Origin of the sequence: Pseudomonas sp. Sample_22 (genome assembly GCF_004307635.1) — a bacterium.
Taxonomy (GTDB): Bacteria; Pseudomonadota; Gammaproteobacteria; order Pseudomonadales; family Pseudomonadaceae; genus Aquipseudomonas.
Genome location: NZ_RCNY01000005.1, coordinates 13,709 through 33,162 on the forward strand (window position 1 = coordinate 13,709; position 19,454 = coordinate 33,162).

19 protein-coding genes are annotated in these 19,454 nt (G+C 58.6%); 14 read left to right on the forward strand and 5 right to left on the reverse strand.

Annotated features, from left to right (window positions below; genetic code table 11):
* Positions 1-41 precede the first annotated feature (41 nt).
* The 5 genes from D8U73_RS00760 to phhA all read right to left on the reverse strand — a co-directional run bounded on the left by D8U73_RS00760 (position 42) and on the right by phhA (position 3,152).
* Complete coding sequence (locus D8U73_RS00760) at positions 42-227, reverse strand: hypothetical protein (RefSeq protein ID WP_056853044.1); 186 nt, start codon at positions 225-227, stop codon at positions 42-44.
* 72 nt (positions 228-299) lie between these two features.
* Positions 300-431, reverse strand: coding sequence for a hypothetical protein (locus D8U73_RS29645; protein WP_269083288.1), 132 nt, complete (start codon positions 429-431; stop codon positions 300-302).
* A 275-nt stretch (positions 432-706) separates the two neighbouring features.
* Positions 707-1,900 carry an amino acid aminotransferase gene (locus D8U73_RS00765; RefSeq protein WP_130903468.1) on the reverse strand — a complete coding sequence of 398 codons (1,194 nt, stop codon included), beginning with the start codon at positions 1,898-1,900 and terminating at the stop codon, positions 707-709.
* On the reverse strand, positions 1,900-2,256 hold the full coding sequence (locus tag D8U73_RS00770) for a 4a-hydroxytetrahydrobiopterin dehydratase (protein WP_056853042.1): 357 nt from the start codon (positions 2,254-2,256) through the stop codon (positions 1,900-1,902). The genes D8U73_RS00765 and D8U73_RS00770 overlap by 1 nt, the downstream gene beginning before the upstream one ends.
* Positions 2,257-2,360: 104 nt before the next feature.
* Positions 2,361-3,152 (reverse strand): phenylalanine 4-monooxygenase, encoded by a 792-nt coding sequence (gene phhA, locus D8U73_RS00775; protein ID WP_056853041.1) that lies wholly within the window; start codon positions 3,150-3,152, stop codon positions 2,361-2,363.
* A gap of 279 nt (positions 3,153-3,431) precedes the next feature.
* Between phhA and D8U73_RS00780 the strand changes: the two genes are divergently transcribed.
* The 14 genes from D8U73_RS00780 (at position 3,432) to fliT (ending at position 19,407) form a co-directional block, all read left to right on the forward strand.
* Complete coding sequence (locus D8U73_RS00780; protein WP_056853040.1) at positions 3,432-4,994, forward strand: sigma-54-dependent transcriptional regulator; 1,563 nt, start codon at positions 3,432-3,434, stop codon at positions 4,992-4,994.
* Between the two features lie 356 nt (positions 4,995-5,350).
* Entirely contained in the window at positions 5,351-6,091 is a 741-nt protein-coding gene (locus tag D8U73_RS00785) for a flagellar basal body rod protein FlgF (RefSeq protein ID WP_056853039.1), read from the forward strand.
* A gap of 45 nt (positions 6,092-6,136) precedes the next feature.
* Positions 6,137-6,922 carry a flagellar basal-body rod protein FlgG gene (gene flgG, locus D8U73_RS00790; RefSeq protein ID WP_008055493.1) on the forward strand — a complete coding sequence of 262 codons (786 nt, stop codon included), beginning with the start codon at positions 6,137-6,139 and terminating at the stop codon, positions 6,920-6,922.
* Between the two features lie 53 nt (positions 6,923-6,975).
* Complete coding sequence (flgH, locus tag D8U73_RS00795; RefSeq protein ID WP_056853038.1) at positions 6,976-7,671, forward strand: flagellar basal body L-ring protein FlgH; 696 nt, start codon at positions 6,976-6,978, stop codon at positions 7,669-7,671.
* A gap of 42 nt (positions 7,672-7,713) precedes the next feature.
* Positions 7,714-8,787 carry a flagellar basal body P-ring protein FlgI gene (locus D8U73_RS00800; RefSeq protein ID WP_162250571.1) on the forward strand — a complete coding sequence of 358 codons (1,074 nt, stop codon included), beginning with the start codon at positions 7,714-7,716 and terminating at the stop codon, positions 8,785-8,787.
* Positions 8,788-8,799: 12 nt separating this feature from the next.
* Positions 8,800-10,083 carry a flagellar assembly peptidoglycan hydrolase FlgJ gene (flgJ, locus tag D8U73_RS00805; protein WP_130903469.1) on the forward strand — a complete coding sequence of 428 codons (1,284 nt, stop codon included), beginning with the start codon at positions 8,800-8,802 and terminating at the stop codon, positions 10,081-10,083.
* Between the two features lie 24 nt (positions 10,084-10,107).
* Positions 10,108-12,120, forward strand: a complete 2,013-nt coding sequence (flgK, locus tag D8U73_RS00810) for a flagellar hook-associated protein FlgK (protein ID WP_130903470.1) — start codon at positions 10,108-10,110, stop codon at positions 12,118-12,120.
* A 13-nt stretch (positions 12,121-12,133) separates the two neighbouring features.
* Positions 12,134-13,726, forward strand: a complete 1,593-nt coding sequence (locus tag D8U73_RS00815) for a flagellar hook-associated protein 3 (RefSeq protein WP_130903471.1) — start codon at positions 12,134-12,136, stop codon at positions 13,724-13,726.
* Between the two features lie 298 nt (positions 13,727-14,024).
* Positions 14,025-14,954: a ketoacyl-ACP synthase III gene (locus D8U73_RS00820; protein ID WP_056853033.1), complete on the forward strand. Its 930-nt coding sequence runs from the start codon at positions 14,025-14,027 to the stop codon at positions 14,952-14,954.
* A 248-nt stretch (positions 14,955-15,202) separates the two neighbouring features.
* Positions 15,203-16,648, forward strand: a complete 1,446-nt coding sequence (locus D8U73_RS00825) for a flagellin (RefSeq protein ID WP_130903472.1) — start codon at positions 15,203-15,205, stop codon at positions 16,646-16,648.
* Positions 16,649-16,722: 74 nt separating this feature from the next.
* Positions 16,723-17,073, forward strand: coding sequence for a flagellar protein FlaG (locus tag D8U73_RS00830; protein WP_130903473.1), 351 nt, complete (start codon positions 16,723-16,725; stop codon positions 17,071-17,073).
* Between the two features lie 81 nt (positions 17,074-17,154).
* A complete protein-coding gene (gene fliD, locus D8U73_RS00835) occupies positions 17,155-18,540 on the forward strand; it encodes a flagellar filament capping protein FliD (RefSeq protein WP_130903474.1) in 1,386 nt (461 codons plus the stop codon).
* Between the two features lie 156 nt (positions 18,541-18,696).
* On the forward strand, positions 18,697-19,086 hold the full coding sequence (fliS, locus tag D8U73_RS00840) for a flagellar export chaperone FliS (RefSeq protein WP_056853029.1): 390 nt from the start codon (positions 18,697-18,699) through the stop codon (positions 19,084-19,086).
* 24 nt (positions 19,087-19,110) lie between these two features.
* Complete coding sequence (gene fliT, locus D8U73_RS00845; RefSeq protein WP_056853028.1) at positions 19,111-19,407, forward strand: flagellar protein FliT; 297 nt, start codon at positions 19,111-19,113, stop codon at positions 19,405-19,407.
* Positions 19,408-19,454 lie beyond the last annotated feature (47 nt).

The following is a 19,454-nucleotide window of genomic DNA, read 5'->3' on the forward strand; positions in this document are numbered from 1 at the left end:
GTCGTGGGTTGCGAAAAAGTAAAACTATTTGCCGGGCGGTGTCACTCGGGCTTGGCAGGGGCAACCAGTTGCGTGGTGACCAGTGCAGCCAAGGCATTTTCTTCGGTGCCGAAGCGGGCAAGCAAAGCGGCTTGTTTCTCGGGGGAGAGGCGATTCCAGATCTCGATCATTTTCTCGGCGGTGCCGATCAGGACGCTGGCCTGGGCTTCGCTAAATTCATCGGTCATGGTTCAAGGCTCGTTCAGGCAGTGTGGAAAGCGCATGTTAGCGCTTTCCACACGGTCTGTACGGCGGGTGTTTCAGTCTTCTCTGTCAGCCTGGCGGCTGTCAGGTGCTTCTTTTGGCTCGGGCTGTTGGGCACCGGCTTGTTGCGTGGTCGTCTGCTCAGGTACGTGCAGGCTTGGGAAGGGGAGATTAGGAATCTCGTGCATGGTTGCGCTCCTCGCTAAGTCTGTTGATAGATCTGGTAGATCCGCGCTTTTAAAAAAGCCTGGGCAGGATACAGCACTAAAAATGACAATCGGACTTTTATATCCATTTGTTTCGACGGATGGAGTTGTCTATACAAATCGGTAGATTCGCGCACATACAACTGTGGGAGCGAGCCTGCTCGCGATGCGGTGTGTCATTCAACGGTGTTGTTGACTGATTGACCGCTATCGCGAGCAGGCTCGCTCCCACAGAGGGACTCGCAGTATTTGCGATTTTACTTGCAGACGCTGGCAATCGCCTCGGCCAGCAAATCCAGACGCGTGGCATCAATCCCCGCCACGTTGGCCCGGCCTGAGCTGACCATGTACACGCTGTGGTGATCGCGCAGGTTTTTCACTTGCTCCGGCGACAGGCCGGTATAGGAGAACATCCCGCGCTGCACGCCAATGTGCGCAAATCGCTCGCGCAAACCGTGGGGCTCGAGTGCTTCCACCAGACCGCTGCGCAGTTGGGCGATACGCAGGCGCATCGCTTCCACTTCGTCGGCCCACAGGCGTTTGAGCTCCGGATCGCCGAGGATGGTTGCGACGACGGCGGCACCGTGGTCCGGCGGTGTCGACCACAGGTTGCGGGCGATGTTGGCCAATTGACTGCGGATATCGGTGAGTTTGTCGGCGGTTTTCGCGCAGACAATCAGCGCACCGGTACGGTCGCGGTACAGCCCGAAGTTCTTCGAGCAGGAGCTGGTGATCAGCACCTCCGGCAGCTCGGCGGCGAACAGTCGGGTGGACCAGGCATCCTGTTCCAGACCATCGCCGAAGCCCTGATAAGCGAAGTCGATCAGCGGCAGCAGCTCGCGTCTGCGAACAACTTCAAGCACCCGGCGCCAGTCCTCGTGGGACAGATCGAACCCGGTCGGGTTGTGGCAGCAGGCATGCAGCAACACCACGTCGCCCTTTGGGGCTTCATTGAGCGCTGCGAGCATCCCGTCGACGTCGAGTCGGTTGTCACTGCCCACGTACGGGTAATGACTGACCTTGACCTTGGCTGCTGCGAAAATCGTTTCGTGGATCGGCCAGGTCGGGTTGCTCAGCCATACCCCGCGACCCGGCAGGCATTGGGCGATGAAGTCAGCGCTCAGGCGCAACGCTCCGGTGCCGCCGGGCGTTTGAGTGGCGCCAGCGCGCTGTGACTCGATCAGCTTGGAATCGGCGCCAAGCACCAATTCATTGATCGCTTTGCCAAATGCAGGTTCGCCGTGACCACCAATGTAGGTCTTGGTGGTCTGACGTTCCACCAGGCGCGCCTCGGCCAGCTTCACCGATTGCGGAATCGGCGTCAGGCCCTGGGCGTCCTTATAGACGCCCACGCCAAGGTCGAACTTGCGCGGATTCGGGTCCTGCGCATAAGCCTCCATCAGGCCCAGGATCGGGTCGCCGGGCACGCGGCCGATGGCGTCGAAGTGCATTACTTGCGGCCCTCGGCGTCCTTGGCAACGATGTCAGTGCGCGCGGCCATGATGAAGTCATTGCGGTGCAAGCCTTTGATCGAGTGGCTCCACCAGGTCACGGTGACTTTGCCCCATTCGGTCAGCAGGCCCGGGTGGTGACCTTCGGCCTCGGAGATTTCACCGACAGCGTTGGTGAACGCCAGGGCGTGTTTGAAGTTCTTGAACAGGAAAATCTTTTCCAGCTGCATGATGCCGTCGCGGACTTCGATGTTCCAATCCGGGATCTGCTTGATCAGGATCGGCAGTTCTTCGTCGCTGACCTGTGGAGCATCGGCGCGGCAGGCTTCGCAATGGGCTTGGGTAAGTGCGGTCATGATGTGTTCCTGAAATCGAATGTTGAAAATCGGCCGTCAGTAGCGCCCACGCTAATGCAAAGCGTCGGTTTCTGACAGGCTCACTTGATTCTAAAAGCGACGGATCACGCGGCTTTTGGTTTGGGCGGAAATTTTGGTGCGTGAAGACCCATCTGCATCGCTTGCTTGACCATGCCCATGATGTCTTCGTGGGCGAGGTCGAACAGGCGCTTGAGGTTCGGCAGCGCGAAATACAGTGGCTGCAAAATGTCGATGCGGTACGGCGTGCGCATGCATTCCAGCGGATCGAACGCCTGGTGTTCGGGTTCGTCCGACAGGCAATAAACGGTTTCTTTAGGCGAGGACAGAATGCCGCCGCCGTAGATGCGCTGGCCTTGTGGAGTGTCGACCAGGCCGAACTCGATGGTCATCCAGTACAGGCGCGCCAGGTACACGCGTTCTTCCTTGGTCGCTTGCAGACCAAGCTTGCCGTAGGTGTGGGTGAATTCGGCGAACCAAGGGTTGGTCAGCAACGGACAGTGGCCGAAGATCTCGTGGAAAATATCCGGCTCTTGCAGGTAATCCAGCTCTTCGCGGGTACGAATAAAGGTGGCCACCGGAAACTGCTTGCTGGCGAGCAATTCGAAAAAGGTCTGGAAGGGGATCAGCGCCGGTACACGGGCGACCTGCCAACCGGTGGTTTCACCGAGGACCTTGTTGATCTCGCCCAATTGCGGAATGCGGTCGTGGGGCAGACCGAGTTTTTCGATACCGTCCAGGTACTCCTGGCACGCACGCCCTTCGATCACTTTCAGTTGGCGAGTGATCAGCGTGTTCCACACCGCGTGTTCTTCGGCGGGGTAGTCGATAAAACCTTGCGCATCGGGCTCGCGAGCCACGTATTGCGTCTGCTTCATGCTGCTCTCCTGCTAAGGGATTTCATTCTTGTTATGTGCTGCTATGGACCCAGAAATAACCCATGAATTGCGCGATGGCAGCAGGTGATCCCCGTTGTACGTAGGAAAATCCTCCAAATATCGTAAAGTTTTCGTTACGTTTTATAGGTTGTCGCGCAGGTGTTGAGATTGGTGGGTGGGAAAAGCGCTCCACCTGTCACATAATCTTGACGACTAACTGAGCGCTCTAGCAGAAATATTCTTGCCGTGGGCCTCATTCACCACTGTTCGGGCCTTTATATGCGTATCAAAGTCCACTGCCAGAACCGCATCGGCATCCTGCGTGACATTCTCAACCTGCTGGTGGAGTACGGCATCAACGTCGCTCGCGGTGAAGTGGGTGGTGAGCATGGCAACGCGATCTACTTGCACTGTCCGAACCTGATCAACATTCAGTTCCAGGCTTTGCGTCCGAAATTCGAAGCGATTGGCGGGGTGTTTGGCGTCAAGCGTGTAGGCCTGATGCCTAGCGAACGTCGGCACATGGAGCTCAATGCGCTGCTTGGTGCGCTGGAGTTTCCAGTGCTGTCGATCGACATGGGCGGCTCCATCGTCGCGGCCAATCGTGCGGCGGCGCAGTTGCTTGGTGTTCGAGTCGATGAAGTGCCGGGGATTCCGCTGTCTCGATATGCCGAGGACTTCGATTTGCCGGAACTGGTGCGCGCCAACAAGTCGCGAATCAATGGGCTGCGGGTCAAGGTCAAGGGCGACGTGTTCCTGGCCGACATCGCGCCGCTGCAATCAGAGCATGACGACAGCGAAGCCATGGCCGGTGCCGTATTGACGCTGCACCGCGCCGACCGGGTGGGCGAACGCATCTATAACGTGCGCAAGCAGGAGCTGCGTGGTTTCGACAGCATCTTTCAAAGCTCGAAAGTCATGGCCGCGGTGGTGCGCGAAGCGCGGCGCATGGCACCCCTTGATGCGCCGCTATTGATCGAAGGCGAAACCGGAACCGGCAAGGAGCTGTTGGCGCGCGCCTGTCATTTGGCCAGCCCGCGCGGGCAATCGCCGTTGATGGCGCTCAATTGCGCCGGTCTGCCGGAGTCCATGGCCGAGACGGAATTGTTCGGCTACGGCCCGGGTGCCTTCGAAGGTGCGCGTGCCGAGGGCAAGCTCGGGCTGTTGGAACTGACGGCGGGCGGTACGCTGTTTCTCGATGGCGTCGGGGAAATGAGCCCGCGCCTGCAGGTGAAATTGCTGCGCTTTCTGCAGGATGGCTGCTTCCGCCGCGTAGGCAGTGATGAAGAGGTTTATCTGGATGTACGGGTGATCTGCGCCACCCAGGTCGATCTCTCCGAACTGTGCGCGCGGGGCGAGTTTCGCCAGGACCTCTATCACCGCCTGAACGTGCTGTCGCTGCACATTCCGCCCCTGCGCGAATGCCTCGACGGTCTGACGCCGCTGGTGGAGCACTTCCTCGACCAGGCGAGTCGGCAGATCGGTTGCCCGCTGCCGAAACTGGCGCCAGCGGCCATGGACAGGCTCAGTCATTACCACTGGCCGGGCAACGTCCGGCAACTTGAAAACGTATTGTTCCAGGCGGTTTCCCTGTGCGACGGCGGTACGGTCAAAGCCGAGCACATTCGGTTGCCGGACTACGGCGTGCGTCAGCCGCTTGGCGATTTTTCGCTCGAAGGCGGGCTGGACGAAATTGTCGGGCGCTTCGAGAAAGCGGTGCTGGAGCGGTTGTACTCCGAACATCCGAGCAGTCGGCAATTGGGCAAGCGGCTGGGGGTTTCGCACACCACCATCGCCAACAAGTTACGCGATTATGAGGTGGGCAAGGAGCCTGGCACCTGAGTCAGTCCCATGAGCCAGGCCTCTAAATCAGGCCCATAAATCAGACCCTAAGTCAGGCACCTGTGGCGAGGGAGCTTGCTCCCGTTCGGGCGCGAAGCGGCCGCAGTACTGTCATTGATTGATCGTTCCCACGCAGAGCGTGGGAACGAGCAGGTGGCGGAAGCTGAAGGTTGCCGTGAAGCGGCATGACACCGCCGGTTTTTCGTCTCTGTACAAATCCCCCATCCCCCTCCGAATCCCCTCGAGTCCTTTGTTTACCGGGCCTCGCGCCGCCAAAAACAAGTTGGTCTGCAAATTGCTTATGCCACGTCAATACAGCAGTGGGCGGCAAACGTCCGGCAGGCAGAGGAAAGATTGTGGACAAGTACCTTTATGTGGCAATGACCGGCGCCAGCCAGAATGCACTGGCGCAGAAGGCTCATGCCAACAACCTCGCGAACATCTCCACCAACGGCTTCCAGAAAGACCTGGAGCAGGCGCGTTCGATGCCGGTGTTCGGCGACAGCTTTCCGGCGCGAGCGTTTGCCATGTCCGAACGCCCGGCCACCGACTTTTCTCCCGGCTCGCTGGTAGAAACCGGCCGCGACCTCGATGTCGCCGTGCAGGGCAACGGCTGGCTGGCGGTGCAGAATCCCGATGGCGGCGAAAGCTACGTGCGCACCGGTAGCCTGGTAGTCGATGCACTTGGCGTCTTGCGCGCCGGCAACGGCATGCCGGTGATCGGCAACGGCGGACCGATTGCCGTGCCGCCCGAGCAGCAGATCGAAGTGGGCGAAGACGGCACCATCAGCATTCGTGCGATGGGTGAAGGTCCTCGCGTGATGGCCGAAGTCGATCGCATCAAGCTGGTCAATCCGGACATCAAGAACATGACCAAGGGCCTGGACGGTTCGATCCACACCAGGGACGGTCAGCCGGCGCAAGCCGATGCCAACGTCAAGCTGGTGTCCGGTTTCCTTGAGTCGAGCAACGTCAACGCCGTGGACGAGATGACCTCGGTGCTGGCCTTGTCGAAGCAGTTCGAACTGCACATCAAGATGATGAACACCGCCAAAGAAGACGACCAGGCCATGGCTCGGGTCTTGCAGATCAGCTAATTACCAGAACGTCGCGCCGTAAAACAGGCGCACGAGGAGAATCGAATGCTTCCGGCTCTATGGGTTGCCAAAACCGGTCTGTCCGCCCAGGACACCAACCTGACCACCATTTCCAACAACCTGGCGAACGTGTCGACCACGGGTTTCAAACGTGACCGTGCCGAGTTCCAGGACTTGCTCTACCAGATCAAGCGTCAGCCAGGCGCCCAGTCGACCCAGGACAGCGAACTGCCGTCGGGCCTGCAACTGGGTACCGGTGTGCGCATTGTCGGCACCCAGAAAAACTTCAACGCCGGCAGCCTGCAAACCACCGAGCAGCCACTGGACATGGCCATCGACGGCCGCGGTTTCTTCCAGATCCTGCAGCCGGACGGCACCACGTCCTACACCCGCGACGGTACTTTCCACCTGGACTCCAACGGCCAGATCGTCAACGCCAGTGGCTTCGCCCTGGAACCGGCGATTGTCATCCCGAACGATGCCCAGACCTTCACCGTCGGCAAGGACGGCACCGTGTCCATCACCGTGGCCGGCAACCCGGCTTCCCAGGTGATCGGCAACCTGCAAACCGCCGACTTCATCAACCCGGCCGGCCTGCAAGCGGTGGGTAACAACCTGTTCCTGGAAACCGCCGCCAGTGGTGCACCGCAAGTCGGTACCCCGGGTCTGGCAGGTTTCGGTACCACGCTGCAGAACACCCTGGAAACGTCCAACGTCAGCACCGTTGAAGAGATGGTCAACATGATCACCACTCAGCGTGCCTACGAGATGAACTCCAAGGTGATCTCCACCGCCGATCAGATGCTCTCGTTTGTAACGCAGAATCTGTAATCAAGTCTATGAGGCGGTCATGCGGCCGCCTGCAACACCGTGAGGTAAGGGTCATGAATCGCTTCGTTTCTGTTCTGGCATTGAGTGGGATCACCGTGCTCGCCGGCTGTGTCGGTCCGACACCCAAGCCCAATGATCCTTACTACGCTCCGGTGTTGCCGCGCACGCCGCTGCCGGCTGCCGCGAACAACGGTTCGATCTACCAGGCCGGTTTCGAGCAGAACCTCTATAGCGACCGCAAGGCGTTCCGGGTCGGTGACATCATCACCATCACCCTGAACGAGAAGACCCAGGCCAGTAAAAACGCCAACTCGCAAATCGGCAAGAACAGCAAGGCCAGCATCGGCCTGAGCTCGCTGTTCGGTTCCACCCCCAACACCAACAACCCGTTCGGCAGTGGCGACTTGAGCCTGGACGCCAGCTATGAAGGCGACCGCGCGACCAAGGGTGACAGCAAGGCGGCGCAGGGCAACACCCTGACCGGTTCGATCACCGTGACCGTGGCCGACGTGCTGCCCAACGGCATCATTGCCGTGCGCGGCGAGAAGTGGATGACGCTGAACACCGGCGATGAGCTGGTACGGATTGCCGGATTGGTTCGTGCCGACGATATCTCCACCGATAACACCGTGTCGTCGACCCGTGTCGCCGATGCGCGCATCACTTATTCGGGCACCGGTTCGTTTGCCGATGCGAGTCAGCCAGGCTGGTTCGACCGTTTCTTCCTCAGCCCGCTGTTCCCTTTCTAGGTGGCTACGTTGAATTTCAGAAGTCTCATCGTTGCCGCACTGATGCTGTCCGCGGCCTTCAACGCTCAAGCCGAGCGGCTGAAGGACATCGCCAGTATTTCCGGCGTGCGTTCCAACCAATTGATCGGTTACGGCCTGGTGGTCGGGCTTAACGGTACCGGCGACCAGACGACGCAAACCCCGTTCACCCTGCAGACCTTCAACAACATGCTGTCGCAGTTCGGCATCAAGGTGCCGCCTGGCTCGGGCAACGTGCAATTGAAAAACGTCGCGGCAGTGTCGATCAGCGCCGATTTGCCTCCGTTCGCCAAACCGGGGCAGCAGGTCGACATTACCGTATCGTCCATCGGTAACTCCAAGAGCCTGCGCGGCGGTACATTGCTGCTGACGCCGCTCAAGGGTATCGATGGCAACGTCTATGCGGTGGCCCAGGGCAACCTGGTGGTGGGCGGTTTCGATGCCGAAGGTCGCGACGGTTCGAAGATCACTGTCAACGTTCCCTCGGCCGGTCGCATCCCTGGCGGTGCTTCGGTTGAACGAGCGGTGCCGAGCGGTTTCAACCAGGGCAATAGCTTGACCCTGAACCTCAATCGTTCCGACTTCACCACGGCCAAGCGCATCGTCGACAAGATCAATGACATGCTCGGCCCAGGCGTGGCCCAGGCCATCGACGGCGGTTCGATTCGCGTGACTGCGCCGCTCGATCCAAGCCAGCGGGTCGACTATCTGTCGATCCTCGAAAACCTCGAAATCGATCCGGGCCAGGCGGTGGCGAAAGTCATCATCAACTCCCGTACCGGCACCATCGTGATCGGTCAGAACGTCAAGGTTTCTCCGGCCGCCGTCACCCACGGCAGCCTGACGGTAACCATCACCGAAGACCCGATCGTCAGCCAACCCGGCCCGCTGTCCAATGGCCAGACCGCCGTCGTGCCGCGCTCGCGGGTCAACGCCGAGCAGGAAGCCAAGCCGATGTTCAAATTCGGCCCGGGCACCACCCTCGACGAAATCGTCCGTGCGGTGAACCAGGTCGGCGCGGCACCGGGCGACCTGATGGCCATCCTCGAAGCACTGAAGCAGGCCGGCGCGTTGCAAGCCGACCTGATCGTGATTTAAGGACGGCAATCTATGGACATGTTCAAGAGTGGGCGGGTCAGCAGCAGCGATTCGGGTGCATTCTCCGACCTGAACCGCCTGAACCAGCTCAAGGTCGGCGACAAGAACAGCGACGCCAACATGCGCAAGGTTGCGCAGGAATTCGAATCGCTGTTCCTCGGCGAGATGCTCAAGTCCATGCGCTCGGCCACCGAAGCGCTGGGCAAGGACAACCCGCTGAACACCGCCGAGGCCAAGCAGTATCAGGAAATGTACGACCAGCAACTGGCCGTCTCCATGTCCCGCGAGGGCGGTGGCATCGGGCTGGCGGACGTGTTGATGCGGCAGATGTCGAAAAACAAACCGCTGGCTCCGGGTGAGGCGGCGACGTTGTCCGCCGCCAAGCAGGAGGCGGCGAAAGCCGCCGCGCAAACGCCGATCGCGGCGGGCACGGTGGCAATCAACGGGCCGTTGTCGCGGGTCAATGGTCAACGTCCTTTATGGGCTTCGCGTTCGGTCAGCGCACCGACAGGCGAGGGCGCACACAGCAACGACATGGCGCTGATCAATCAGCGGCGCCTGGCATTGCCGCCGAAACTGGCTGACCGCTTGCTCGCCGGCCTGGTGCCTTCGGCAACGACTACGGCGACTGCGGCAGTCAACAAAACGCCATTGCCGGAGCGCACCACCCTCACCGGTGCCGGGCCTCTGTACAACGGCGACTGGTTGGCCAATGCGCAGGCAGCATCGGGCGCAGGCTTGCAGATCCATGGTCGCGCCATCGCCCAGATTCCACTGGCGCCGGCGAAGAAAGCCTTCAGTTCCGCCGACCAATTCGTCAACACCATGCTGCCGATGGCCAAGGAAGCCGCCGAACGCATTGGTGTCGATCCGCGTTACCTGGTGGCGCAGGCTGCCCTGGAAACCGGTTGGGGTAAATCGGTCATGCGCGCACAGGACGGCAGCAGCAGCCACAACCTGTTCGGCATCAAGGCCAGCAGCAATTGGAAGGGCGATTCAGCGCGCGCGATCACCAGCGAATTCAGAAATGGCGAGATGGTCAAGGAGACGGCCGAGTTCCGTTCCTATGCCTCTTACAAGGACAGTTTCCATGATCTTGTGACGTTGTTGCAGACGAATAATCGCTATCAAGATGTCGTGAAGTCGGCCGATAACCCAGAACAGTTTGTACGCGAGTTGCAAAAGGCCGGTTATGCAACCGACCCGGACTACGCAAGCAAGATTTCGCAGATAGCCAAGCAGATGACGAGTTACCAGAACTACGCTGCGGCGGGCGTTTCCACCACGCCTTTATAGGCATAAGGTCATAAGGTCTGAACCATGAGTTTGCTCAACATCGGAATGTCGGGTTTGTCCGCTAGCCACGCCTCGCTGGTGACTACCGGTAATAACATTTCCAACGTCGATACCGTCGGGTACTCGCGCCAACAAACTGTGCAGAACAGCAAAAATTCTATTCAGTATGGCAATGTGTTCATTGGCACCGGGACCACGCTGGCCGATGTGCGTCGGGTATACAACAGCTATCTCGATGCCCAGTTGCAAACCACCACTTCGCTCAACAGCGATGCCCAGGCTTACCTGGGACAGGCTACTCAGGTCGACAAGCTGTTGTCCGACAGCGGCACCGGTGTGAGCAAGACCTTGCAATCGTTCTTCGCTTCCTTGCAGACGTTGGCCGGTAACTCCAACGACAACGCCGCACGTCAGGCCTTGCTGACCAATGCCCAGGGCCTGAGCAGCCGTTTCAACGCGATCTCCGAGCAGTTGAAGCAGCAAAATACCTACATCAACGACCAGTTGGGTTCGATGGCCGATCAGGTCAACAAGCTGGCGTCGACCGTTGCCGCGTACAACAAGAAAATCGCCGAAGTCAGCGGTTCCGGTGGCACGCCCAACGAACTGCTGGACCAGCGTAACGAAACCATTCGCCAGCTCAACGAACTGGTTGGTACTCAGGTGACTGAAACCGAAGGCCGCCTCGATATCTATCTGGGCAGCGGCCAGCCACTGGTGGTCGGCGATACCGTCAACAAATTACGCGTGGCGCCGGATCCTGCCGATCCAACTCGCTCCGCGATCATCATGGATCGCAACGGCTCGTCTGTGGATATCACGTCGGTGATGAGCGGCGGTGAGATGGGCGGGCTGGTGCGTTATCGCAATGAGGTGTTGACGCCAGCGGTCAATGGCCTGGGGCGCATCGCCATGGTCGTGGCTGATCAGGTCAACAAGCAGTTGGGCCAAGGTCTGGACCAGAACGGCAACTTCGGCGCGAATCTGTTCAACAACATCAACAGTGCCGCAGCGATCAGCCAGCGCAGCATTGCCAACGGCAACAACAACCCGGCTTCCGGCAACCTGAACGTCACCATCAATGACACCAGCAAGGTGCAGGCCAGTGACTATCAGGTGACCATCACCGCCACCGGTTACAACGTGCGTCGCCTGTCGGACAACACCGACATGGGCAACTTCGCCTTCGCCACGCCGCCCGCTGCACAACCGGTCATCGACGGCTTCAGCCTGAGCATCAACGCCGGCACCGTCGCCGCTGGCGACAGTTTCAAGATCACCCCGACCCGCGGCTCAGCGGCGGACATGACCACCGTCATGACCGACACAAAGACCCTGGCCACCTCCGCGCCGCTGACCTCGACCAAGGCCTCGGGTAACGACGGTACCGGTGCGGTCAGCCAGCCGAGCCTGAAAACCCAGCTGGATATTTATGATCCAGTGCAGCGTTTGGAAGTGCAGACGGCGGTCAAGGCATCGATGCCGGTCCGGATGTTGATGACCAGTGCCACCGCCTATGAAGTGTTCGACTCCAAGGGCAACAGCATCGGCACCGGTAGCATCGTCCCGGGTCAGAATAACGACCTGAACATCGCCGTGCCGTACACCGATGCCGGCGGCAACCCCAAGACCTTCAACGTTGCGATGACGGTAAGCGGCAGTCCCGCCTCGGGTGACAGTTTCAATATTTCCATGACGGCTGCCGACAGCACCGACAACCGCAATGCCCAGTCGCTGCTTGCCCTGCAAACCAAGGCTACCGTCGGCGCCAGCGCCACCAGCCCGGGCGTGAGTTTTACTGAGGCCTATGGTGGCCTGGTGACGACTGTTGGCTCCCTGACCAAGCAAGGTCAACTGGATGCCACGGCTACCGACACCATCATGACCGGTGCGCGCAATGCCCGTGACTCGTTGTCGGGCGTCGACCTCGATGAAGAGGCGGGCAACCTGACCAAATACCAGCAGTACTACACGGCCTCTTCGCAGATCATCAAGACTGCGCAGGAAATTTTCAGCACCCTGATCAATGCCCTTTAAGGAGCCGTAGAACATGCGTATTTCTACAGCACAGTATTACGCCACGACGGCTGCCAACTATTCGCGCAACCTCAACAACGTGATGAAGACTGCCGAGCAGGCCAGCAGCGGCGTCAAGCTTGAAACGGCGGCGGATGATCCTGTCGGTGCGGCTCGCCTGCTGCAGCTCGAGCAACAAAAAGCCATGCTGGGTCAGTACACCACCAATATCAGCGCGTTGAACACCGCTCAGGCGCAGGAAGAGAGCGTGCTGGACAGCATCAACAACGTGTTGCAGAAAGTCAGTGAGTTGGCGATTCGTGCCGGCGGTGGTTCGTTGAACGACGATGACCGCAAATCCATTGCCGCCGAACTGAAACAGTCCGAAGAGCAATTGCTGAGCCTGATGAACAGCAAGGATGCCAACGGCAAGTACATCTTCTCTGGCGCCAGCAACAACACTCAGCCTTTCGTGCACAACAGCGATGGCACCTACAGCTACCAGGGTGATCAGACTCAGTTGGAATTGAAGATCGGCGATTCCATGTCGCTGGGTCTGAACGATACCGGATGGGAAGTTTTCCAGCAGGCGATCAACGCTGCGCGCAGCAGCACCACCATGACCGCTCCTGCTGTTAATGACGGTCGCGTGGACCTGTCCCCGGGGCTGGTGAGTTCCGGTCCGGCGTTCGATGCGAATTTCCGCAACGGCCAGCCTTACACCATGTCATTCACCAGCAGTACCCAATTCGTGATTACCGATGCGTTGGGCAATGACGTCACCGCCGAAGCGACGGGGGGTGGCAAGTTTGACCCGAATGCCAAGGGCGGTTCCGACGTCAACTTCCGTGGTGTCACCTTCAAGCTCGATATCACCTTCCAGCCGGGTGATACGCCCGCCGACTCCGCCAGCGCTGATGCGGTGATCGCCGGGCACAGTTTCCAGTTGGCGGCAAAGCCGGACAGCTTCGTCGCCAACCGCGCTCCAAACAATCCGTCGACAGCGATCATTACCCAGACTGCGGTGACCAACGCTGCCGATTACAAGAGTTTCTTTCCCGAAGGCGGGGCGGTGCTTAAGTTCACCGGCCCTGGGACCTTTGAGCTGTACGCGCGCCCATTGACCAACACCAGCACGCCGGTAACCACCGGAACAGTGGTGGCTGGCGTGGCGACAGCAGCGGGTGTCAGCTTCACGCTCGGTGGTACCCCTGCAACGCCAGCTGCCGGTGATCAGTTCGACATCGCGGTCAACACCCACCAGACCCAGAATGTCCTCGATACCATCAGCCAGCTGCGTTCGGCGCTCGATGCGCCGACTCAAGGCAACCCTGTTGCCCAGCGTTTTCTGGAGGACACCATCGCTTCGGCCATTGCCAACCTGAACAACTCCAAGAACCAGGTCGACCTGGCGCGGGGTGCGATCGGTGCACGGGGCAATGTGATGGACATGCAGGCAGAGCAGAACACCAGCACTGGTCTGATCAACGAATCGACCGGCAACTCGATCAAGAACGCCGACCCGGCTGAAGTCCTGACGCGCCTGACCTTGCAGCAAACCATGCTGCAGGCTGCGCAACTGGCGTTCGCCAAGGTTTCCCAGCTGAGTCTGTTCAACAAGCTTTGAGTCGGTCTTGACCGCTCGCGGCCAGTCCCTGTCACCGGGGGCTGGCTTTTTTTTGCTCTTTTTTTGTAGGAAGCGAGGCGCAAAGGGCGGAATCAGGGCCATAAAATCAAATAAAGCAGCGATCTCTGAGTGACCCGTCAGTCAAAACGCGCATCTTCACTGTATCCTGTCTGCGGGCGGTGAAAGGTGGCGGATGTTCAAGGTGTTTGCTTGAGCGCCGACGATGCCAGGCCCTGACTGTAGACGCCCTCGATTCAGCGAGCGGCGATGTTCAGCTGTTTATTATTGGGAAGCCATAATGATTGGCATAAAAAATATTGCGAGTTACGTGCCGGTAGCCGGGGTTGATAACTACGCCCAGGGTGCAAAGTTCGACAAGGATGAAACCTTCATCCTTGGCAAGATCGGTTCGGCGTTTTTGCCGCGTATGGATGCCGATCAGGAAACCTCCGACCTGTGTGTCGAAGCCGCCAATGCGCTGTTCGCCGCCAGTCCCGAACTCAAGCGTGAAGCCATCGACTGTCTGATCGTCGTCACCCAGAACGGTGATGAAGAAGGGCTGCCGCACACCGCTGCGATCGTTCAGGACAAGTTGGGCCTGCCGACCCATGTCGCCGCTTTCGATATTTCCCTGGGCTGTTCCGGTTACGTCTACGGCATTTATGCGATCAAAGGCTTCATGGAAGCGGCGGGGCTGAAAAACGGCCTGCTCATTACCGCCGACCCGTATTCGAAGATTGTCGACCCGGAAGACCGTAACACCACCATGCTGTTCGGCGATGCCGCCACCGCAACCTGGATGGGCGAAAACGCTGTCTGGCAGTTGGGCAAGTCGAAGTTCGGCACCGACGGTTCCGGTGCACCGCACTTGAAGGTTACCGATGGTGTGTTCTTCATGAATGGCCGTCAGGTATTCAACTTTGCACTGTTGAAAGTCCCGGCGCATTTGCATGAGCTGCTGGACGAGTCGAACCTCCAAGCCGGCGACATCGATGCCTTCTGCATTCACCAGGGCAGCGCGGCCATCGTCGATGCCGTGGCGCGTCGCTTTGAAGAAGGTGAGCCGGAGAAGTTCGTCAAGGACATGCTCGAAACCGGTAACACGGTTTCATCGAGTATTCCGTTGCTGTTGCAGAACCACGTGTTCGATTCGAAATGGACGCGCGTGGCGATCAGCGGCTTTGGCGTAGGCCTTTCGTGGGGCTCGGCGATTCTTTATCGCGGCTGATCAATCCGAACGCAGGCAAAAAAAACGCCCGGCAACTCAGGTTACCGGGCGTTTTGCGTTTTTCTGGCGCCGATTTTTTGTCTGTAAAGCCTTGAAAATAAAGGGCTGGCACGCTGCCACTAAAAAATTAGAAAAAACCCCTCAAGCAAAGCCACCTCACGACGATAACTATTACGTAGGTTCTCTAGGCCACACCCGGCGGATGCCAGGGCCGGAAGCCGCAGTATCCATCCAACGAGGATTTCGTCATGGCTTTAACTGTAAACACTAACATTGCATCCTTGAGCGTTCAAAAGAACCTGACCCGTTCGTCCGACGCCCTGCAAACTTCGATGCAACGCCTGTCTTCCGGCCTGCGTATCAACAGCGCTAAAGACGATGCGGCCGGCCTGCAAATTTCCAACCGTCTGACCAGCCAGATCAACGGCCTGCAGACTGCCATCAAGAACGCCGGTGACGGTATCTCCATCGCGCAAACTGCTGAAGGCGCGATGCAGGAATCCACCAACATCCTGCAGAAAATGCGTACTCTGGCTCTGGCTTCTGCGAACGGCTCGCCAAGCGCTGAAGACCGTAAGTCGAACAACGCTGAATACGCTGCTCTGACTTCCGAGCTGACCCGTATCGCTACCACCACTACTTTCGGTGGTCGTAACCTGCTGGACGGTTCTTTCGGTACTACCGCTTTCCAAGTCGGCGCCAACGCCAACCAGACCATCAACATGACTCTGGGCGACGTATCGGCTAACAACATCGGTTCCCAGCAGCTGAAATCCGTGGCCATCGCGCCAAGCGCAGCCGGTGTGACTGGTGGTGCAATCGCAATCACCGGTGGCGGCCAAACCGCTTCTATCACTACCGTTACCGGTCAGTCTGCCAAAGCTACTGCTGCTCAGATGAACGGCGCTATCGGTGGTCTGTCGGCTACTGCCAGCACTGAAGTGAAATTCGGCGTCAACACCGCAGCCATCACTGGTGCTGCTCCAGGCACCGCGAACTTCTCCATCCAGGTAGGTTCGGGTACTGCTGTCAACCTGGTTGGTGTAACCGACACCGCTGGTCTGGCTGACCAACTGAAGTCCAACGCTGCCAAATTGGGCATCAGCGTTAACTTCAACGCCACTACCAACAACCTGGAAATCAAGTCCGACACTGGTGAGAACATCATCTTCGCCGGCGCTGACGCCAGTGCTCAGGCTGGTATCACTGTTGCTGCAAAAGATGGTGCTGGTAACTTCGGTGCCGGTGTTGCCGCTACCGCTGCTGCTCTGCAAGTGACCGGTGCTGTTTCCCTGAACTCCACCAACAGCTACTCGCTGAACGGCGCTGGTGCTACCGGTCTGTTCGTAGCTGCCGGTACTACCGTCAGCTCGGCCAAAACCGTCGTCAGCAACACTGACGTGACCACTGCCACCAACGCGCAAAACGCTGTTGACGTGATCACCCAGGCCATTGCCAACATCGACTCCCAGCGTGCTGACCTCGGTGCGGTACAAAACCGTTTCGACAGCACCGTGTCGAACCTGCGCAGCATCTCGGACAACTCCACTGCTGCTCGTGGCGTGATCCAGGACGTTGACTTCGCGGCCGAAACTGCTCAGCTGACCAAGCAACAAACCCTGCAACAGGCTTCCACCGCGATCCTGTCCCAGGCCAACCAGCTGCCATCGGCTGTACTGAAGCTGCTGGGTTAATCCTGCGCTTTGATGACTGACGGAAGGGCGCGTTTACGCGCCCTTTTGTCTTTTTCATGATGAGGAGATCAGGCATGGACATGAGCGTCAAGTTGAACCAGTCCTATCCCGCCGTTGCCCCTCAGGGCGCAACGCCGAATGTCACTGACAAGCAGGAGCAGTCCAGGGTTGAAGCTCTTTCGCTCTCGAAATCCGAGCCCAAGCGCGACGACCTGGAAAAGGCTGTCACCGATATTCAAGAGTTTGTCCAGGCTGCGCAGCGCAATCTGGATTTTTCCATTGATGATTCCACCGGCCGAGTCGTGGTCAAGGTCATTGCCACCGATACCGGTGACGTGATTCGCCAGATCCCTTCGGAAACCGCGTTGAAACTGGCGCAAAGCCTGTCGGACGCCAGTAGTTTGTTGTTTGACGACAAAGTCTGAACTGGCATGAATTTTGTTGCTGTCACCGATTAAGACGCGCTTAGTCAAGAAGTCGGCAGCCACTGGATAAGGAGAGAGATGATGGCGGGTACAACGGTTAGTGGTATTGGTTCGAACATCGATACCCAGTCGATCGTGAAGTCTTTGGTCGATTCCGAAAGGGCGCCGAAACAGACGCAGATCAACAACCAGACGCTGAAAGCAACCACCTCGCTGTCGTCTATCGGCAAAATCCAGGCGGCACTGGATGCCTTCCGTGGTGCGTTGGAAAACATGAAGACAGCCTCCAGTTTCAGTGGTCTGAGCGGCTCATCCTCTGACGAAAAAGTCGCCACCGTGACCACTGGCACCGGCGCGGCTGCAGGCAGTTTTTCGTTGCTGGTCACCCAGCTGGCAACCGCGTCGAAAATCTCGACCAAGGTCTTTGCCGGCGGCGCTTCTTCGGTGGTCAACGCAGGTTCCGTACCCAGTACGCTGACCATCAAGCAGGGCTCGGACACCTTTGATGTCAGCGTTCCCGCGGGAGCGACCCTGCAGCAGGTGCGGGATTCGATCAACTCTCAGTATGCCAACAAGGGGTTGAGTGCCAACATCCTGACTGATGCCAATGGTTCCCGGATGGTGCTGACCTCGACCACCACCGGCGTCGGTTCGGATCTGACACTGTCGGGTAGCTCCGGCCTGGAAACCGGCACTTCCGTCCTCGCTACGCCACAGAATGCCAAATACACGCTCGATGGCGTGGTGATGGAATCCAAAAGCAACACCATTGCTGATGCGGTCAGCGGCATTACCGTCAAGCTGACAGGGGTTTCTCCCGTGCCGTCTGGTGGTGGTGCGGCAACGCCGGCGACCATAACCGTGTCTGCAAACAATTCGACACTGAAGTCGTCGGTAAAGGGCTTTGTCGATACGTACAACGCTCTGATCAAGGCGGCCAACTCCGAGACCCAGGTAACCACTAATGCTGATGGATCAGTGACGTCGGGTGCCCTCACCGGGGATGCATCGCTGCGTTCCCTGCTGTCGGCGGTGCGCACCGAGCTGAACGCGATGGGTGGAACCGGTCAGATGAAGTCGCTTGCTCAGTTCGGCGTCAAGACCGACCAGAAGACCGGGTTACTGTCGATCGACGACAAGTTGTTCGACGCCGCAGCGCAGACCAATGCCGCTGACATCAATGGCATTTTCAGCGGTGATACCGGTTTGCTGGCGCGCATGAAAAAAGCCACTGACAGCTTTGCCCTGAGCAAGACCGGCGTCTTCGCCGCGCGCTCGGCAAGCCTGACCGACAGCCTTAACGATCTGAAAAAGCAGCAGGACTCCCTTGATGCACGCATGGCCAGCCTGCAGTTGAGTCTGACCGCCAAGTACACCGCAATGGACTCCCTGGTGGCCAAACTGCGGGCGCAGAGCGACAGCATCATGACCACGCTTAATGCGCTGAACAATCCGAAGGACGATTGATCGGCATCAAGCATTAAAAAACCCAGGCAGTCTGTAATGACAGCGCCTGGGTTTTTTCATTGGTGGACGGTCTGCGTTAAAGTTATCTGTCGCTCAGTCGACATAAAGATCAGAGCCTTCCCAATTTCAAGCTGTTGTCTGTCACGAGGTAGAAACATGAACCCCATGAGAGCCCTTCGCCAATACCAGAAGGTCAATTCCCATGCTCAGATCTCTGAAGCCAATCCCCATCGTCTGGTGCAACTGCTGATGGAAGGCGGGCTGGATCGCATGGCCCAGGCCAAGGGCGCTATGGAGCGTGGCGACATCGCACTCAAGGGGTTGATGATGGGCAAGGCCGTGGACATCATCATCGGCCTGCGCGATGGCTTGAATCCGGAAAAAACCGACGATCCAGCGTCGCTCCAACAGCTCGACAATTTGTACGCCTACATGATGACGCGCCTGATGGAAGCCAATCGCGATAACAATGCGGCGATCATCGACGAAGTCTCAGGCTTGCTCGAAACCCTGAAAAGCGGTTGGGATGCCATTGCCAATCAATAGGCCCAAGGGTCTGAGGATCACGTCATGAGTCAAGCACTGCGGCGCATAGAAGAAACCCGTGAAGCCCTGATCGATGCCCTGGCGGCGCGAAACTGGGATGCCATAGGCGAGCTGGATTCGGCCTGCCGCGAGTGCGTGGACGAAGTGCTCAGTGAGGCACCCATCGACGAAGAAGCTGTGCGCAGCAATCTTGAGGGGTTGTTGGCCGTGTATAAAGACTTGCTGACGGCGACGATGGGTGAGCGTCAGGCGATAGTCGACGAGATGTCGCAGATCACCCAAGCACAAAAGGCATCAAAGGTTTACCATCTGTTTGGTTAATTGACGCCAGTTAATCCAAACAAAGTGCGCCATAAATTTGACTGTGC

Excerpts from the sequence above, each read along its gene's own strand:
- D8U73_RS00760 (WP_056853044.1), bottom strand. The coding sequence starts at position 227 with ATGACCGATGAATTTAGCGAAGCCCAGGCCAGCGTCCTGATCGGCACC.
- D8U73_RS29645 (WP_269083288.1), bottom strand. The coding sequence starts at position 431 with ATGCACGAGATTCCTAATCTCCCCTTCCCAAGCCTGCACGTACCTGAG.
- D8U73_RS00765 (WP_130903468.1), bottom strand. The coding sequence starts at position 1,900 with ATGCACTTCGACGCCATCGGCCGCGTGCCCGGCGACCCGATCCTGGGC.
- D8U73_RS00770 (WP_056853042.1), bottom strand. The coding sequence starts at position 2,256 with ATGACCGCACTTACCCAAGCCCATTGCGAAGCCTGCCGCGCCGATGCT.
- phhA (WP_056853041.1), bottom strand. The coding sequence starts at position 3,152 with ATGAAGCAGACGCAATACGTGGCTCGCGAGCCCGATGCGCAAGGTTTT.
- D8U73_RS00780 (WP_056853040.1), top strand. The coding sequence starts at position 3,432 with ATGCGTATCAAAGTCCACTGCCAGAACCGCATCGGCATCCTGCGTGAC.
- flgG (WP_008055493.1), top strand. The coding sequence starts at position 6,137 with ATGCTTCCGGCTCTATGGGTTGCCAAAACCGGTCTGTCCGCCCAGGAC.
- flgH (WP_056853038.1), top strand. The coding sequence starts at position 6,976 with ATGAATCGCTTCGTTTCTGTTCTGGCATTGAGTGGGATCACCGTGCTC.
- D8U73_RS00800 (WP_162250571.1), top strand. The coding sequence starts at position 7,714 with ATGCTGTCCGCGGCCTTCAACGCTCAAGCCGAGCGGCTGAAGGACATC.
- flgJ (WP_130903469.1), top strand. The coding sequence starts at position 8,800 with ATGGACATGTTCAAGAGTGGGCGGGTCAGCAGCAGCGATTCGGGTGCA.
- flgK (WP_130903470.1), top strand. The coding sequence starts at position 10,108 with ATGAGTTTGCTCAACATCGGAATGTCGGGTTTGTCCGCTAGCCACGCC.
- D8U73_RS00815 (WP_130903471.1), top strand. The coding sequence starts at position 12,134 with ATGCGTATTTCTACAGCACAGTATTACGCCACGACGGCTGCCAACTAT.
- D8U73_RS00820 (WP_056853033.1), top strand. The coding sequence starts at position 14,025 with ATGATTGGCATAAAAAATATTGCGAGTTACGTGCCGGTAGCCGGGGTT.
- D8U73_RS00825 (WP_130903472.1), top strand. The coding sequence starts at position 15,203 with ATGGCTTTAACTGTAAACACTAACATTGCATCCTTGAGCGTTCAAAAG.
- D8U73_RS00830 (WP_130903473.1), top strand. The coding sequence starts at position 16,723 with ATGGACATGAGCGTCAAGTTGAACCAGTCCTATCCCGCCGTTGCCCCT.
- fliD (WP_130903474.1), top strand. The coding sequence starts at position 17,155 with ATGGCGGGTACAACGGTTAGTGGTATTGGTTCGAACATCGATACCCAG.
- fliS (WP_056853029.1), top strand. The coding sequence starts at position 18,697 with ATGAACCCCATGAGAGCCCTTCGCCAATACCAGAAGGTCAATTCCCAT.
- fliT (WP_056853028.1), top strand. The coding sequence starts at position 19,111 with ATGAGTCAAGCACTGCGGCGCATAGAAGAAACCCGTGAAGCCCTGATC.